The organism is Telmatospirillum siberiense (assembly GCF_002845745.1).
GTDB classification, from domain to species: Bacteria; Pseudomonadota; Alphaproteobacteria; order Rhodospirillales; family Magnetospirillaceae; genus Telmatospirillum; species Telmatospirillum siberiense.
Map to the genome: position 1 here is coordinate 1 of NZ_PIUM01000003.1, position 16,445 is coordinate 16,445.

The 16,445-nt window shown below is 61.5% G+C and carries 16 protein-coding genes; 6 read left to right on the forward strand and 10 right to left on the reverse strand.

Annotation, left to right across the window (positions count from 1 at the left end; all coding sequences use genetic code 11):
* The 5 genes from CWS72_RS28735 to CWS72_RS03750 form a co-directional block, all read right to left on the reverse strand.
* Positions 1 to 321, reverse strand: a 321-nt coding sequence (locus CWS72_RS28735) for a hypothetical protein (RefSeq protein WP_420824046.1), incomplete at its 3' end; no start/stop codon positions are given.
* A gap of 371 nt (positions 322 to 692) precedes the next feature.
* Positions 693 to 1,298 carry a TetR/AcrR family transcriptional regulator gene (locus CWS72_RS03735; RefSeq protein WP_158240495.1) on the reverse strand — a complete coding sequence of 202 codons (606 nt, stop codon included), beginning with the start codon at positions 1,296 to 1,298 and terminating at the stop codon, positions 693 to 695.
* Between the two features lie 73 nt (positions 1,299 to 1,371).
* On the reverse strand, positions 1,372 to 2,823 hold the full coding sequence (locus CWS72_RS03740) for an efflux transporter outer membrane subunit (protein WP_101249241.1): 1,452 nt from the start codon (positions 2,821 to 2,823) through the stop codon (positions 1,372 to 1,374).
* Entirely contained in the window at positions 2,820 to 5,978 is a 3,159-nt protein-coding gene (locus CWS72_RS03745; protein ID WP_101249242.1) for an efflux RND transporter permease subunit, read from the reverse strand. Before CWS72_RS03745 ends, CWS72_RS03740 begins: the two co-directional genes overlap by 4 nt.
* 12 nt (positions 5,979 to 5,990) lie before the next feature.
* Positions 5,991 to 7,115, reverse strand: coding sequence for an efflux RND transporter periplasmic adaptor subunit (locus CWS72_RS03750; protein WP_101249243.1), 1,125 nt, complete (start codon positions 7,113 to 7,115; stop codon positions 5,991 to 5,993).
* A gap of 450 nt (positions 7,116 to 7,565) precedes the next feature.
* On the opposite strand from CWS72_RS03750, the gene CWS72_RS03755 reads away from it, so the two are divergent.
* The 6 genes from CWS72_RS03755 to CWS72_RS03780 all read left to right on the forward strand — a co-directional run bounded on the left by CWS72_RS03755 (position 7,566) and on the right by CWS72_RS03780 (position 11,858).
* Entirely contained in the window at positions 7,566 to 8,279 is a 714-nt protein-coding gene (locus CWS72_RS03755) for a TetR/AcrR family transcriptional regulator (RefSeq protein ID WP_101249244.1), read from the forward strand.
* 65 nt (positions 8,280 to 8,344) lie between these two features.
* Positions 8,345 to 9,205, forward strand: a complete 861-nt coding sequence (locus tag CWS72_RS03760) for a universal stress protein (RefSeq protein WP_101249245.1) — start codon at positions 8,345 to 8,347, stop codon at positions 9,203 to 9,205.
* Between the two features lie 59 nt (positions 9,206 to 9,264).
* Positions 9,265 to 10,011 carry an MlaA family lipoprotein gene (locus CWS72_RS03765; protein WP_241911562.1) on the forward strand — a complete coding sequence of 249 codons (747 nt, stop codon included), beginning with the start codon at positions 9,265 to 9,267 and terminating at the stop codon, positions 10,009 to 10,011.
* A gap of 107 nt (positions 10,012 to 10,118) precedes the next feature.
* Entirely contained in the window at positions 10,119 to 10,715 is a 597-nt protein-coding gene (locus tag CWS72_RS03770) for an MlaC/ttg2D family ABC transporter substrate-binding protein (RefSeq protein WP_158240496.1), read from the forward strand.
* A gap of 163 nt (positions 10,716 to 10,878) precedes the next feature.
* A complete protein-coding gene (locus CWS72_RS03775; RefSeq protein ID WP_101249247.1) occupies positions 10,879 to 11,364 on the forward strand; it encodes a phosphatidylglycerophosphatase A family protein in 486 nt (161 codons plus the stop codon).
* Complete coding sequence (locus CWS72_RS03780; RefSeq protein WP_101249248.1) at positions 11,361 to 11,858, forward strand: CinA family protein; 498 nt, start codon at positions 11,361 to 11,363, stop codon at positions 11,856 to 11,858. Before CWS72_RS03775 ends, CWS72_RS03780 begins: the two co-directional genes overlap by 4 nt.
* A gap of 34 nt (positions 11,859 to 11,892) precedes the next feature.
* On the opposite strand, the gene CWS72_RS03785 is transcribed toward CWS72_RS03780, so the two are convergent.
* From CWS72_RS03785 to CWS72_RS03805, 5 genes are all read right to left on the reverse strand, one after another.
* The gene (locus CWS72_RS03785) at positions 11,893 to 12,177 is read right to left on the reverse strand and encodes a high-potential iron-sulfur protein (RefSeq protein WP_158240497.1); all 285 of its coding nucleotides are present in this window, start codon (positions 12,175 to 12,177) and stop codon (positions 11,893 to 11,895) included.
* A gap of 69 nt (positions 12,178 to 12,246) precedes the next feature.
* Positions 12,247 to 12,717, reverse strand: a complete 471-nt coding sequence (locus tag CWS72_RS03790; protein ID WP_101249250.1) for a type II toxin-antitoxin system RatA family toxin — start codon at positions 12,715 to 12,717, stop codon at positions 12,247 to 12,249.
* Between the two features lies 1 nt (position 12,718).
* Complete coding sequence (gene lipA, locus CWS72_RS03795) at positions 12,719 to 13,660, reverse strand: lipoyl synthase (RefSeq protein ID WP_101249465.1); 942 nt, start codon at positions 13,658 to 13,660, stop codon at positions 12,719 to 12,721.
* A 75-nt stretch (positions 13,661 to 13,735) separates the two neighbouring features.
* Positions 13,736 to 15,136 carry a dihydrolipoyl dehydrogenase gene (gene lpdA, locus CWS72_RS03800; protein ID WP_101249251.1) on the reverse strand — a complete coding sequence of 467 codons (1,401 nt, stop codon included), beginning with the start codon at positions 15,134 to 15,136 and terminating at the stop codon, positions 13,736 to 13,738.
* A 19-nt stretch (positions 15,137 to 15,155) separates the two neighbouring features.
* Entirely contained in the window at positions 15,156 to 16,439 is a 1,284-nt protein-coding gene (locus tag CWS72_RS03805) for a pyruvate dehydrogenase complex dihydrolipoamide acetyltransferase (RefSeq protein WP_101249252.1), read from the reverse strand.
* Between the last annotated feature and the right edge of the window lie 6 nt (positions 16,440 to 16,445).

Below are 16,445 nucleotides of genomic sequence, written 5' to 3' on the forward strand. Positions count from 1 at the left end.
ATAGAGAACGTACTCGGCCGGAATGGTGGCGTCGGCCTCCAACGGAAAAACCCAGTGGCCGTCCGCCTGCTGCCGCGCCATGAGCGCAGCCGCCGACCGCGAAACCACCGCCTCGATCTCTTCCGGGAAAGACGGCGACAATGCGGCGGCGTATCTGTCGTTTACCACGTTCATCACGGTTCCAGTCACTTCGGGCTCGCCATAAGAAAAGCGCGCCCCAAGGGTTCGGCGGGACGCCTCTCTCCGCTCAAGACGGACGCAGACGTCGTTCGGACTCAAAGGCCTTCGATGGGCCAAAGGAAAAGCCCGGCTCAGGATCATGCGGAATGGTCTGTGGGGGGTACCGCATGCCCCGAGCCGGGCGACCGATCTCGGGCATGCGGGTGGGGGACCGCATATGCGAGACCGGATGGCATGCCGTGATGAGGGCCACGGAATGCCTGGTCGTTCCTAGTGGTGAAAATTTAACGGACGGTGTCCCGCCATCCATTAAATTTTCACCACGAATTCAATTCGTTGATGGTCCAGCCCGGACGCTTGGTGCCCAAGCGTCCGGGCTGGACCACGAGCAAACCATTGACCGCCTCAAATCGCTTGAACGGCGAACCGGCTTGCGCCTCAGTTTCTAAACGATACCGTATAGTTTCGTTTTTACACAAGATATTTTTAACGATCGCACCACCTGCATAACCTCAGCGACTGGACCAAAAGGTATTGTCGGAAAAAAAATCCAGTACGTGACGGAGTTCGGCGGGTCCCAATCCGGGAACCATGGCGGTATGGACGATCAAACCATATAGGACCACCTTCAAAAATCGTCCGAGCCGGTCGACGTCGGCTGATTGGTCGATCACGCCCGAGGCTTGCGCGGACTTGAGCACCCCCTCCAGACGCTTTTCCAGCGAGCGCTCATAGGCCTCGAAAAGCCGGGCGACCAGGGAATTGCGCGATGCCTCGGCGAAAACTTCCAGCACCAATGCCGGCACGGCGGGCGCATCCCTTCCCCCCTTGCCGTCGATAGATCTCAACAGGGCCTCAATCAAATCACTGTGGGAAGAAATAGCCCCGGCAGCGTCCGTCAAGTCGGGACGACCACGATCGACGACAGCCTCGACGATCGCTTCCTTGTTCTCGAAGTAATGGTAGATGTGCCCCGTGCTGAGGCCGGCACTCTCGGAGATATCCATCATGCTGGCTCCCCGAAACCCCTTGCGACGAAAGCATTCGCTCGCGGCATCGAGAATCTGCTTCCGCCGAGCCGCGGCGACGACGGCGTTATGACGTCCGCGCCCCTTCATCACCTCTACTCCCATCGAGACGCGGCCTGGAACACTTCAGCGGCAAGCGGAAGTGTTCCAGGTCCGCTTCGCATCAAGGGGTCTTCAGTTCAACCTGGGCGGTGGCGGTGTGCTCGCTCCACCCTCCCCCCAGGGTCTTGTAGAGGGTCACAAGATTGGACAGACGCGACAGCCGGATCGAAATCAGGGATTGCTGCGCGCTATACAGGCTCCGCTGGGCGTCCAAGGTATTGAGATATCCATCGACGCCGTTCCTGAACCGCAGATCGGCCAGCTTGTAGCGCACCTCCGACGCCTCCACCAATGCCGCATCGGCCCGCACCTGATCCTCATAGGTCTGAAGCGCCACCAGAGAGTCGGACACCTCGCGGAAAGCCGTCTGAATGGCCTTTTCGTATTGCGCCACCTGGATATTCTTCTGCACCTTGGCGTAATCGAGATCGGCCTCCAGCTTGCCGGCCTCGAAGATCGGCACGGAGATGCTGGGATTGAATGTCCAGGCCCGCGTCGGCCCTTGGAACAGCCTGGAGAGACTGGTATCGGAAGTTCCTCCCGAGGCCGTCAGGGTCACCGTCGGAAAGAAAGCCGCACGGGCCGCACCGATATTGGCATTGGCCGCCTTCAGATTGTGCTCGGCGGCCCTGATGTCGGGACGCCGCTCAAGCAGCTCCGATGGAAGCCCGGCGGGCAAATCGGCCAGAAGGGAGGCGTCATCCAGACCATGACCCTTGGCCAGATCGGCGTCCAGATCGGCGGGAAGCGGCTGGCCGACGAGCAGAACCAAGGCATTCCGGTCCTGGGAAACCTGCCGGTCATATTGGGCGAGGTTCGCTTCGGCCGTCCGCACCGATGTTTCCACCTGGCGCAGCTCGAGTTCGGTGGAAGCTCCGAAGTCCCGGCTGCGTTTGGTCAGATCGTAGGTTTTTCGCTGGCTGTCCAAAGTCTCCTTGGTCAACCTGAGCAGTTCCTGGTCGCTCATCAGCGTGAGATAGGCATCGGCCACTTCCGCGACCAGCGTGATCTGGGTGCTGGTGCGCGTTTCCTCCTCGACAAAGTAAAGCTCGAGCTCCTGCTCCGTCAGGCTCCGGATCCGGCCGAACAGATCCAGTTCGTAGGAGGTGAAGCCCACGCTGGCACTGTACTGATGCTCGATCACCGATTTTCCGGATGACGAGAGCCGGGCCGGAACCCGCTCATTCAGGCCGCTGGCCGACGCGCTGATGGAGGGAAACAGATCCGCGCGCTGAATTTGATATTGCGCGCGGGCGGCTTCCACATTCAAAGCGGCGACCCGCAGATCGCGGTTGTTGGACAAGGACAGCTCGATCAGCTTCTGCAGCCTGGGATCGGTGAAAAACTCACGCCAGCCGATATCCGCCACCGGAGCGACCGGCTCCTCGGCCCGGCCCAATGGCCAGATCGAGGAAATCGGGGCCGCCGGACGGTCGTAAGACGGGATCAGCGAGCAGCCGGCGAGCAAGAGGGCCCCCGCCGCCAAAGGAAGAAGACGTTTGGTCAGCATCATTGCTCGCTCCCTGTCGCGACGGACGGTTGGGATGGGGTGTCCTCGATCAGCCTCGGCTTGACCCGGAACAGGCGCAGGATGACGACGAAGAACAAGGGAACCAGGACGATCGCCAGGAAGGTCGCGGTCAGCATGCCGCCGATCACGCCCGTGCCGATGGCGTTCTGCGCACCGGAACCGGCACCGGACGAAATCGCCAGGGGCAACACGCCCAGGATGAAGGCCAGCGACGTCATCAGGATCGGCCGCAGACGTTGACGGGATGCATGCATGGCGGCTTCCGTGATCTCCACGCCGCGGTCGAAATAGTCCTTGGCGAACTCGACGATCAGAATGGCGTTCTTTGCCGCCAGCCCGACCGTCGTCAACAGGCCGACCTGGAAATAGACGTCGTTGGACAATCCGCGCAACCATGTCGCGCCGATGGTGCCGAGGACGCCCAAAGGCACCACCATCATCACCGCAGCCGGTATCGACCAGCTCTCATAAAGAGCAGCCAGACTGAGGAAGACGATGATCAGGGAGATCGCATAAAGAGCCGGCGCCTGGGCACCCGCCATGCGCTCCTCGAAGGAAAGACCGGTCCATTCGTAGCCGACGCCGGGCGGCAACTTGGCCGTGATCGACTCGATCGTCGCCATCGCGGCGCCAGTGCTCTGCCCCGGTGCCGGCTGCCCCAGGATCTCCACGGACGGCACGCCGTTATAGCGTTCCAGCTTCTGGGCGCCGACAGTCCATTCAGCGGACGAGAAGGCGGAAAACGGCACCATCTGGCTGCTGGAGTTGCGCAAGTACCATTTGCCCATATCCTCCGGCATCATGCGCGCGGAAGCTTCTCCTTGGACGTAAACTTTTTTGACGCGACCACGATCAAGGAAGTCGTTCGCATAGGACGAACCCCATGCCGCCGACAAGTTCGTATTGATGTCGGAAATCGTCAATCCCAGGGCGCTGGCCTTCTCGCGATCGATCCGCAGATGGTATTGAGGCGCGTCCTCCATGCCGTTCGGACGAACGGCCATCAACACCGGTGATTGCCCGGCCATGCCGAGGAGCTGATTGCGGGCAGCGATCAATTTGTCATGACCGATACCGGCGCGGTCCTGCAGTTCGATATCGAAGCCGTTGGCATTGCCGAGCTCGATGACCGCCGGCGGGGCGAAGGCGAACACCATCGCGTCTTTGGTGGAAGCGAACCGCCCCATCAACCGACCGGCGAGGGCATGCACCTTCAGCTCCGGCCGCGTACGCAGGCCCCAATCCTTCAACTTCACGAAGGCCAAACCCGAGTTCTGCCCGCGTCCGCTGAAACTGAAACCGCTCACGGTGAACACAGTCTCCACCGCGGCCTTCTCGTCGTTCATCAGATAATTGCGCACGTTCTCGATGACCGTGTCCGTCCGGATATTGGTCGCCCCCGGCGGTGTCTGCACCTGGACGAACAGGATACCCTGATCCTCTTCCGGCAGGAACGCGCTGGGCAGACGGGTGAACAGGAAACCCATGACCAGCACGATGCCGCCGTAGACCAGAAGGAAACGGACCGGTCTGGCCAACACGCCGCCGACACTGGAGACGTAATTGCGATTGCCCCGCTCGAAGTTGCGGTTGAACCAGCCGAAGAAGCCGCCTTTTTCGATGTGATGCCCCTTGGGGATCGGCTTCAGCATGGTGGCGCAGAGCGCCGGGGTCAAAATCAAGGCAACCAGCACCGACAGAGCCATCGCCGAGACCATGGTGATGGAGAACTGCCGGTAAATCACGCCGGTCGAACCACCGAAAAAGGCCATGGGCAGGAACACCGCCGCCAGCACCAGGGCGATGCCGACCAAAGCCCCGGTGATCTGCTGCATGGATTTTTTTGTCGCCTCCTTTGGCGACAAGCCTTCCTCGCTCATCACGCGTTCGACGTTCTCTACGACGACGATGGCATCGTCGACCAGAAGTCCGATCGCCAGCACCATGGCGAACATGGTGAGCGTATTGATCGAATAACCGGCGGCGGAGAGCACGGCGAAAGTGCCGAGCAGAACCACCGGCACCGCGATGGTGGGAATAAGCGTCGCCCGGAAATTCTGCAGAAACAGATACATCACCAGGAAGACGAGAATGATGGCCTCGCCCAGGGTCTTGACCACCTCCTCGATCGACAGACGGACGAAGGGGGTGGTGTCATAGGCGTGGACGACCTGAAGGCCCGCCGGGAAGAACGGTTTCAGCCGTTCAATGGTCGCATCGACGGCCTTGACGGTATCGAGAGCATTGGCTCCGCTTGCCAGCTTGACCGCCACGCCGGCTGCCGGATGGCCGTTGAACTGGGACTCGGTGGCATAGTTCTCGCCGCCCAATTCGGTGCGGGCGACGTCGCGCAGGCGGACCTGCGACCCGTCGCTATTCACCTTAAGCAGGATATTGCCGAAGTCTTCCGGCGTCTGCAGACGGGTCGGTCCGACGATGGTCGCCGTCAACTGCTGACCATTGACGGCTGGACGCCCGCCCAACTGACCGGAGGAAACCTGAACGTTCTGCGCCTTGATGGCCGTGACGACGTCGCCGATGACCAGACCGAAGTTCTGCAGCTTGGCCGGATCGGCCCAGATCCGCATCGCATATTGCGAACCGAAAAGGGTGAAATCGCCCACACCCTGCGTCCGGCTGAGCGGATCCTGGATATTCGACGCGACATAATCGGCCAGGTCATAGCGGTTCATGCTGCCGTCGGCGGAATAGAAGGCCAGAACCACCAGAAAGTTCTTCGTCGCCTTGGTGACACGAATGCCTTGCTGCTGAACCTCGGTGGGAAGCAACGGCGTCGCCAACTGCAACTTGTTCTGCACCTGAACCTGAGCGATATCGGGATTGGTTCCCTGATTGAAGGTCAGATCGATTTCCATGCTGCCGTCGGAATTGCTTTGCGACGACAGATATTCCAGACCGTCGATGCCGTTCATCTGCTGTTCGATGACCTGAACGACGGTATCCTGGACGGTCTGCGGCGAAGCGCCCGGATAGGTGACGGTGATGGAGATCTGCGGCGGAGCGATGCTCGGATACTGGGCGATCGGCAGGGTCTTGATCGCCAGAAGGCCGGCCAACATCAGGACGAGAGCGATGACCCAGGCGAATACGGGCCGCTCGATAAAAAACTTCGACATGAAGGGATATCCTTATTTCGCCGATGGGGCCGCACCCGTCTGCCCCGCGGCGGTATTCCCCGCCGGGACGGCGCGCACGGGCGCTCCGGGCCGCACCTTTTGCAAGCCTTCGACGATGACGCGGTCACCGGCCTTCAGGCCATCGGTCACCAGCCACTTGTCTCCGATGGTGTGATCGACCTTCAGCACCCGCATCTCGACCTTATCGTCGGCGCCGATCACCAAAGCCGTCGGCTCTCCCCGTTGGTTGCGGCTCACCCCCTGTTGGGGCACCAACAGAGTATTGTCGCTGACCCCCTCTTCCAGACGGGCGTGGACGAACATGCCGGGCAGAAGCAATCGCTTGGGATTGGGGAAAACGGCGCGCAAGGTCACGGATCCCGTACCGGTATCCACCGTCACTTCGGAGAACAGAAGCTTGCCGACTTCGGGATATTCGCTGCCGTCTTCAAGAATGAGACGGGCCACGGCCTGACCATCGGCGGCCTTCTGCAAACGACCATCGGCCAGTTCACGCCGCAGGCGCAGGATATCGGTGCTGGATTGGGTGACATCGACATAAATCGGGTCGAGCTGCTGAACCGTCGCCAGGGATGTCGCCTGCCCGGTGGTGACCAGGGCGCCCTCGGTCACCGACGAGCGGCCGACCCGTCCGGAGATCGGAGCCAGAACCTTGGTATAAACCAGATTGATGCGGGCGGTTTCCAATCCCGCCTTGCCGGAAGCGACGTCGGCGTCGGCCTGTCCGGCCGCGGCCACCGCATCGTCGTAATCCTGTTTGCCGACGGCGCTGGCCTCGACCAGCGATTTATAGCGCTCGGCCTTCAATCTCGCGCTCTTCTGCGTCGCCTCGGCACGGGCCAGAGTGGCCTGCGCGCTGGCGTAAGACGCCTCGAAAGTCGCGGGATCGATCTGATAGAGCTGCTGCCCCGCCTTCACCTCGGCACCTTCGGTGAAGAGCCGCTTGAGGATCACCCCGCCGACCTGAGGCCGGACATCCGCCACGCGATAGGGAGTGGTCCGCCCCGGCAATTCGGTCGTAATCGCGACACTCTGCGGAGCCAGGGTGACCACACCGACTTCCGGGGTGGGCGGAGCGGCGGTTTTTCCACTTTGTTGACCCTGATCGCAACCCATCAAAGCCAAGACCAGAGCCGAGGAGCATATCCAAGGACGAAAATTCAGAGAGTTCATAAACACATCCTGATGATCAGAGCCGATTTGGAGCGCACATTAGCACCCGGCGGGCAAATTGCCTTTTGCCACGTTTAATTGTTATACTGCCGGTTTAATATTATCGGTAAAAGTTCGTTTTTTGAAACATCCTACCGGATGTCAACGGTCATCAAACCCGCGTTGTCGGTGCCTCTCAAAAAAGAACGATACCGTACTGTTTCGATTCTTGCTATCTTTGACCGGATGTCAAGGTAAATTCCCGTGTCTTTCACCGGACAGACCAACGAACAGTCCAGCCGCCGAAGGGAAAAAGACCGTGCAATCGGGAGGTAGATCATTGTTTTCGTTAGACTCTGGCATTAAAGATCGATACGGATCAAAAAATTGGCGGCGAATTTATAGGAAACGCTCATGACCGAAACCAAGACACGATGCCATGCGGGCGGACGCCCCCCGGCCTGTGAAATCGAAGAACGCCGGCAGCATCTGGTCGCGGTGGCCACCAGACTATTCCTGTCCAAAGGTTACGAGGCGACCAGCCTGGAAAATATCGCTAAGGCAGCAGGCGCGTCGAAGACGACCATTTATCGTAACTTCGGCGACAAAGCCGACCTTTTCCGCATCATTTTCAATGGTTACACGGAATCCCTCTGGCCGACGCTGAGCGATGTGCAGACCGAGGGCAAATCGCCTCGGGAGGTTCTCACCGCCGTTGGCGCCCTGATGATTTCGCAAGACATCTTCAGTCCCGATTCCGTGGCGCTCATGCGCCTGATCTATCACGAAGCCCCCCGTTTTCCCGAGCTCACCCGTATTTTCGGAGAAATCGAGCAAACCGTGGTGGATGTGGTGGCAGGCTATCTGCGCTCGGCCCAACGGCGCAATCAACTGCGCCTGACCGATCCCGAATGGTCGGCAATCCAGTTTCTGGAATTGATATGGGGAATATTATCGCATCGCGTGCTCGTCGGTCTCGCCTCCCAACCCGACGACGCCGAGCGACGACGGATCGTCGAGTCTTCGGTCGATCTGTTTTTGAACGGTACCCTCGCTCCCGGACGGCATCCGCAAGGAGACCGTGCGGACAAAGACAAAACGACCAATTCGCCGACTGAAAAGGTTTAGGGCGCGGACGCGAAACCGAGCCCAGGAAGATAAACCCGCCGTGTAAAGCTTTAAGGTGGTTCTCAATGAATGACACACCGACGAACTGGAGACATATTTCGGTTTTTCTCGATGACACTCCGCAAAGCGGGAAAATCGGCACCGAGGCGGCAATTCTCGCACAGCGCTTCAAGGCGCATCTGATTGGAATCCACAGCATTGCGGGCTCTCCCGGCGAATATGCCGCCGATTGTTTCGCGCTCGGCAAAAAAGCCATCGACAATATCATCCAACGCCGCCGCGCGGCCGAAGAGGAGCAGGCACTTGCCGTCGGAAGGCGGTTCGCCGCCTTATCGGCCAAATATGACATCAGTACGGAGTTCCGCGTGATTTGGAGCGGACGGGCCGAAGAGGAGGCGCTGGTCAATTCGCTTCATTGCGATCTGGTCATTCTCGGTCACCCCAAGCCCTATGGCCTGCCGGAAAGCTGGACTGCGGAACGCCTGCTGATCGCCAGTGGCGTCCCCATGTTGATGATCCCCGCCGAGTGGCAGGGAGAGACCCTCGGCAACAGAGTTCTGGTCGCCTGGAACGCCAGCCGCGAAGCCCGGCGGGCCATCGCCGACGCGATGCCGCTGTTGCGCACGGCCCAATCCGTCACCGTCCTCGTCGTCGACGCGGCCAAGGAGCCCGATAAATTCGGAGACGAGCCCGGCTCGGACATCGCCACCTATCTGTCCCGCCATGGCGTTCATGTCGAGGTCGAGCGCAAGGACTCGCATGGGAAACCCGTCGCCACCATCATCGAGGCGGAAGCGAAGGCAAGGCAAGCCGACCTCGTGGTCATCGGCGCCTACAGCCATGCCCGATCGGCGGAAATCCTGTTCGGCGGCGTCACGCGAGCCATGTTGACGCGAATGCCGGTTCCCGTCCTGGTGTCGCGATGACGTCTCCCCGCACGTCCGCCTCCCCGAACTTTGTCACGAGGATAAACAGAGCATTGACATTGGAACGGATCATTACGAGCACCACGGCGAGGCTTCTGCTTGTTTTCGGCCTAGTCGCGCTGGCCGGTTGCGCCACGCCGCCCCCCGATGACGATCCGGAAGGAAAGGCCGAATTCGAGCAGGTCAACGACCCCCTCGAGCCAGCCAATCGCTGGGTGTTCGGCTTCAACGACATCGCCGACACCTACCTTCTGCGGCCCGCAGCCGAAGGATATCGCGCGGTCACGCCCGAATTCGGACGTCAGCGCGTCAGCGATTTCCTCGACAATCTGAAAACGCCGATCTATCTGATGAACGATATGCTGCAGGGTAATGTCACTCTGGCCGGCTCCACCATGGAGCGTTTTCTGCTGAATAGCAGCTTCGGCGTATTGGGCCTGATGGACGTCGCCACCCCCTTCGGCATTCCCGGCCATTCCAGCGACTTCGGACAGACCCTGGGTTCCTGGGGCATCGACGAGGGCCCTTATCTGGTCCTGCCCCTGTTCGGACCATCAAATCCAAGGGATGCCGTCGGCCTGGCGGTCGACTCTTACGCCGACCCCGTCGACTACTATCTACAGAACAACCATATGCACTGGGTGTCCTGGACCCGGCTGGGCGCTTCGGCGCTTTCCCAGCGGGAAGCCTACCTCGACGCGCTCGACGACGCCAAACGCACGTCTCTGGACTTTTATTCAACCATGCGAAGCCTTTACCGGCAGCGCCGCAAGGCCCAAATCGATCAGGCCGGGGCAGCCCCTTGAAAATATGCCGCCCTCTCCCGGCATGAGCACCGTATCACCCGATGACCAACCTCAGGAATCACAACGTCCCTAACATGATGATAATCCGACGCACCCTCCTCGGAGCGATGATCGCTCTCGCGCTGATGGCCGCCCTTCCCGGTGCCGCCTACGCGCAAAGCCCCACCGACGCCCGCAGCTTCATCGAAGCGACGGCGCAGAGCGCCATCGCCACCATGGCCGACAAGCAACTGTCGCGGAACGACCGCGACGACCGGTTCCGCGCGCTCTTCGTCTCGGCGTTCGATATCCCCGAAATCGGCCGTTTCGTTCTCTCCCGCCACTGGCGTACGGCAACGCCGGAACAGCAGCACGAATTTCTCACCCTGTTCGAGGAAATCACCGTGCTCACCTGGGCCAGACGGTTCCAGGATTACGACGACGAACGGCTGGAAACCTTGGAGGCGACCAAAAGCGGCGAGCGTGACTGGATGGTCAGTTCGCGTATCGTGAAACGGGAAGGCCCCCCCAACCCCGTGCAATGGCGCATCCGCCAGGGGACGGACGGCGCTTTCCGCATCACCGACATCATCGCCGAAGGCGTCAGCATGGCCATTACGCTCCGCTCGGACTACGCCTCCACCATGCAGGCCAACGGCGGCAGGATTGATACTCTTCTCGCCACCATGCGAACCAAACTCGATCAGTTGCGAGCCGCCGGATAACGGGCGGACCGCGTCAAGAGGGGGGCGGAAACGCCCCCTTCCCACGAGAGCATTTGTTCCCGGCGAAAAGGCTCCCTGCCCGCCTGCGGCGCGGACTGAATCCACTCCCGGATGGAAGGAGAGTGGATTCCGTCCGGACGAGAATTAGGGTAGGCTCTGGTCCATGAAAACATCAGTCTCCCTCCCCCTCGGCGACCCCGCGGCGCTCCTTTCGACTTGGTTCGGCGCAGGACTTCTACCCAAGGCGCCGGGAACATGGGGATCTCTGGCCGCCCTGCCCTTCGCCTGGATCATCAGCCTGAATGGCGGCTGGCCGGTGTTGTCCATCGCCATTTTGCTGGTCTTCCTGCTCGGCTGGTGGGCTGCGGATCGTACCGCGCGCGTCATCGGTATCGCCGATCCGGGATGCATCGTCATCGACGAGGTTGCCGGGCAATGGCTTACCCTCGTGGCGGCCCCCCCGGATCTGCTGCACTACGCGATCGGCTTCGCGCTGTTTCGTCTTTTCGATATCACCAAACCCTGGCCGGCCAATTGGGCGGACCGCCGAATCAAAGGAGGCCTCGGCATCATGCTGGATGACGTTTTTGCCGGGCTTTACGGTCTTATCGCCATGCAACTTTTGGCTCTGGTGTGGAGGCATGGATGAACGGATTGCCACAGGATCTGATCGACAAGGCCAATCGCGTTCTGGCCGCCTGCGAAGCCGCCGACACCCCCCTGGCGCTGGCGGAGTCCTGTACCGGCGGGCTGGTCGGAGCCTCGCTGACCGCCATCTCGGGCAGTTCGGCCTGGATCGACCGGGGGTTCATCACCTATTCCAATCAGGCCAAGATCGACATGCTGGGTGTGGCGGAAACACTGATCGAACGGTTCGGCGTCGTCAGCGAGGAGGTCGCCCGCGCCATGGCAGAAGGGGCACTGGCCCACTCGCGCGCGAAGGCCGCCGCCGGGATCACCGGAATCGCCGGCCCCACGGGCGGAACAGCGGACAAGCCGGTCGGACTGGTCCATATCGCCGCGGCACGCCTGGGCCGGGAGACGTTGCATCGGCGCCTGCTTCTGGCGGGAGATCGCGATCAGGTTCGGCATGACGCGGCGATGGCCGCCCTCGATCTGCTGATCAGACGGATCGAGACCTGAGGGAACAGGCCCGTTCGAGGAATGATCAATCCGACTATTTCGCGTATTTATTGCACCATCCAGAGGGAGCGATCACCCCTTCGATGATGGCGCACGAGGCTGGCGCCTGGAAATATTTGCAATTGCTGCAAAGCGACTCTCCTTGCGCCTTATCACGATAGATAACTTGCGCCTGGGTCAGTTTGCGGTCGGCCGCGACGGCGCCACGGCTTTCAATGGCCGCTCCGGCAATGCCTCCACAGACGGCAAGGATGACGCCGCGCAGGAATGACCGGCGGCACACCGCCGCCCCTCGGCTGGTCAGAAACATTTCCCTCATAGTCCCCTCCATGACAAATCTGGCGAAACAACTCGTCAGCGGAACGGTTGAGTCAACCACATCCGTCCGTCAAGCGCGAGGCGTTCCCGGCTGACCGACGAAATGATCATGGGGACCGTATAGCTGGGCGGCGCGGCGTTCGAAGGAGGCCACCATCAAACGCACAGCCTCGTTGAACAGGGCGCCGATCAGACCACCCAAAACCTTCGAGCGGAATTCGAAATCGACATAAAAATCGATGATGGTCCCACCGTCGGGAGCCCGCTCGAAGATCCAATGATTCTGGAGATGTTTGAACGGCCCCTCGGTATAGACGACGTCAAGACGTCCCGCCCCCAGCGTCACTTTCGAGGTGAAACGCTCCCTGATCATCTTGAAGCCGATCACCAGATCGGCAATCAGGACATTACCCGAGCGCTGGCGGATGCGCGCGGCGACACACCAGGGCAGGAATTCGGGATAGCGCTCGATGTCGGCGACCAGATCGTAGAGTTGATCCGGCTGGTAGGGAAGATGGCGCTTTTCCGAATGCGACGGCATGTCAGCCCAAGCCGCGTTGACGGGCCCGGGCGCTCTTCAGTTCCAGAAAATCCTGATCGGCGTGATGTGACGACCGGGTCAGGGGGGAAGCGGAAACCAGAAGGAAACCCTTGGCGCGGGCCATGGCCTTGTAGTCGTCGAATTCGGCCGGCGTCACGAAACGCGCCACGGCGGCATGCTTCGGCGTCGGCTGCAGATATTGTCCGATGGTCAGAAAATCGACATCGGCGGACCGCAAATCGTCCATCACCTGCAGAACCTCGTGCCGTTCCTCTCCCAGCCCGACCATGATGCCCGACTTGGTGAAGATCTCCGGCTCGACCTCCTTGACCTTCTGGAGAAGACGCAAGGATTCGAAATAACGGGCCCCCGGACGGATCGTGGGATAAAGCCGCGGCACCGTCTCCAGATTGTGGTTGAAGACGTCCGGCTTCGCCTTGGCCACGGCCTCCACGGACCCTGCCTTGTCACGAAAATCGGGAGTCAGGATCTCCACCGTGGTCCCCGGCGAAACGGCGCGCACCCGCTCGATGCTGGCAATGAATTGAAAGGCGCCGCCATCGGCCAGGTCATCGCGGTCGACCGAGGTGATGACCACATGCTTGAGCCCCATGGCCTTGACCGATTGGGCCAGATTCTCAGGCTCCAGCGGATCGACCGCCCCGGGCTTGCCGGTCTTCACGTTGCAGAAGGCACAGGCCCGGGTACAGGTGTCGCCCAGGATCATGAAGGTCGCATGCCGGTGCTTCCAGCATTCGCCGATGTTCGGACAAGCCGCCTCTTCACAAACCGTATGCAGATTCTTCTCGCGCATCAGCTTACGGACATCGGCGGCTTCCGCCGATGTTGGCGCCTTGACCCGAATCCACTCCGGCTTGCGGGGTGACGGATTGTCGGGCCGATGGATCTTTTCCGGATGTCGGACGGGGCTGCTTTCGTTCATGGCCTGGATATTGGAGAGGCTGGCGGAGAGGTCAAGCAATTCCTCTTCCACCGGCCTCATCCACCTTCAATGGGGTTAGAAATGGATGGCGCGCCCATAGGCGTCGAGCACCGATTCATGCATCATTTCCGATAGCGTCGGATGCGGGAACACCGCATGCATGAGATCGGCCTCGGTCGTCTCCAGAGACTTGGCCACCATATAGCCCTGGATCAACTCGGTGACCTCCGCGCCGATCATGTGAGCCCCCAGCAGTTCGCCGGTCTTGGCGTCGAACACCGTCTTGACCAGTCCCTCGGCTTCGCCCAGGGCGATCGCCTTGCCATTGCCGATGAATGGGAAGCGACCGACCTTCACCTCATAGCCCAGTTCCTTGGCCTTGGCTTCGGTGAGCCCGACGCTTGCCACCTGCGGATGACAGTAGGTGCAGCCGGGAATGTTGCGGGTGTTCAGCGGATGGACGTCCTTCAAACCGGCGATCTTCTCGACGCAGATCACCGCCTCGTGGCTGGCCTTGTGGGCTAGCCACGGTGGACCGGCCAGATCGCCGATGGCGTAGACGCCCGGCTCGCCGGTTTCCGCCCATTCGTTGATCACCGCATGGGTCTTCTCGACCACCACCTTGGTGTTCTCCAGCCCCAGGTTCTCCACATTGCCGACGATGCCGACGGCGAGGATCACCCGGTCGACGGTGATGGTCTCGGTCTTGCCCCCCGCCTCGACGGTGACGCTTACCTCGTTGGCCAACTTGTCGAGCTTCTTCACCGTCGCCTTGGTGAGGATCTTCATTCCCTGCTTCTCGAACGCCTTCTGGGCGAAGGCCGAGATCTCGGCGTCCTCGACCGGCAGCACGCGATCCATCACCTCGACCACGGTAACCTCCGCGCCCAACGCGTTATAGAAGCTCGCAAACTCGATGCCGATGGCGCCCGAGCCGACCACCAGGAGGCGCTTCGGCATGACGTCGGGCACCATCGCCTCGCGATAGGTCCAGACCAGCTTGCCGTCGGGCTCCAGGCCCGGCAGGGCACGGGCGCGGGCGCCGGTGGCCAGGATGATGTGCTTGGCGGAAAGCTGGGCCACCGCCTTGCCATCCTTGGAAACCGAAACCTTGCCCCGGCCTTCCAGTTTGCCCTGACCGTCGAACACCGTAACCTTGTTCTTCTTCATCAGGTGCTTGACGCCCGACTGAAGCTGGTTGGCGACGCCGCGCGAACGGGCCACCACCTTTGACAGGTCGAAGCCGATGCCCTGCGCCGACAGGCCGTAGGATTCGGCATGCTTCATATTGCGGAACACCTCGGCCGAGCGCAGCAGGGCCTTGGTCGGGATACAGCCCCAATTGAGGCAGATGCCGCCCATATGTTCGCGTTCGACCACCGCGGTCTTGAACCCGAGCTGCGCCGAGCGGATCGCCGCCACATAGCCGCCGGGACCGCCGCCGATGATGACGACGTCGAAGGAAGTATCGGACATGGATATGGCTCCTTAAACTCTACAGCAGCATGGTCAGCGGTTCTTCGATCAGCTTCTTGAAAGCCGCGAGGAACTCGGCGCCGACGGCGCCGTCGACCACCCGGTGATCGACCGACAGGGTGCAGCTCATCACCGTGGCGATGGCCAGCGCGCCGTCCTTGACCACGGGACGCTGCTCGCCCGCGCCCACGGCCAGAATGCACCCTTGCGGCGGATTGATGATGGCGGCGAAATCCTTGACGCCGAACATGCCGAGATTGGAGATGGTGAAGCCGCCGCCCTGGAATTCCTCGGGCTTGAGCTTGCCGTCACGCGCCTTGACGGCCAGGACCTTCATCTCGTTGGAAATGCCGGCCAGTCCCTTCTGGTCGGCATGCTTGATGATCGGCGTGATCAGCCCGTTGGGCGTCGCCACCGCCACCGATATGTCGACATCGCTGTACAAGCGGATCGCCGTCTCGGTGAAGGAGGCGTTGGCGGCCGGCACCTTGCGCAAGGCAAGCGCCACCGCCCGGATGACGAAGTCGTTCACCGAAAGCTTGTAGTCGTCGGAACGACCGTTCAGTTCGGCGCGCAGGGCGAGAAGCTTGTCCACCTGACAGTCGACTGTCAGGTAGAAATGCGGCACCGTCTGCTTGGCCTCGGTCAGACGCTTGGCGATGACCTTGCGCATCGAGGACAGCGGCACTTCGGTATAGGCCGGGCCGAACTCGGGAACCGGCGCCGGGGCCGGGGCCGGGGCGGCCGGCTTCGGAGCGCTCGCCGCCGCAGGAGCCGCGGCCCGTGCGGGACCACCGGCGATCGCCTTGTCGACGTCGGCCCGGATGATCCGGCCATGGGGGCCGGAACCGGCGACGGCCTTGAGGTCGAGACCAGCATCCTTGGCGATGCGCTTGGCCAGGGGCGTGGCGAAAATCCGCTGCCCGGCCGCCGCCACGGCCGGAACGGCGACGGGAGCGGACGCGGCGGCGGCGACCGGAGTCGCCGCAGCAGGTGCGGCCGGTACCGGCGATGCCGCCGGCGACTTGACCGTGAAGGAGGCGAGCGCCGAGGCATCCTCGCCCTCCTCCAGCAGAAGAGCGATCGGTTCGTTGACCTTCACCCCCTGGGTTCCGGCCGCGATCAGAATCTTGCCCAGGGTCCCCTCGTCGACGGCCTCGAACTCCATGGTCGCCTTGTCGGTTTCGATCTCGGCCAGGACATCGCCCGACTTGACCGTGTCCCCCTCTTTTTTCAGCCAGCGCGCGAGGTTGCCCTCGCTCATGGTCGGCGAAAGAGCGGGCATCAAAATCTGGATTGGCATGGCTCT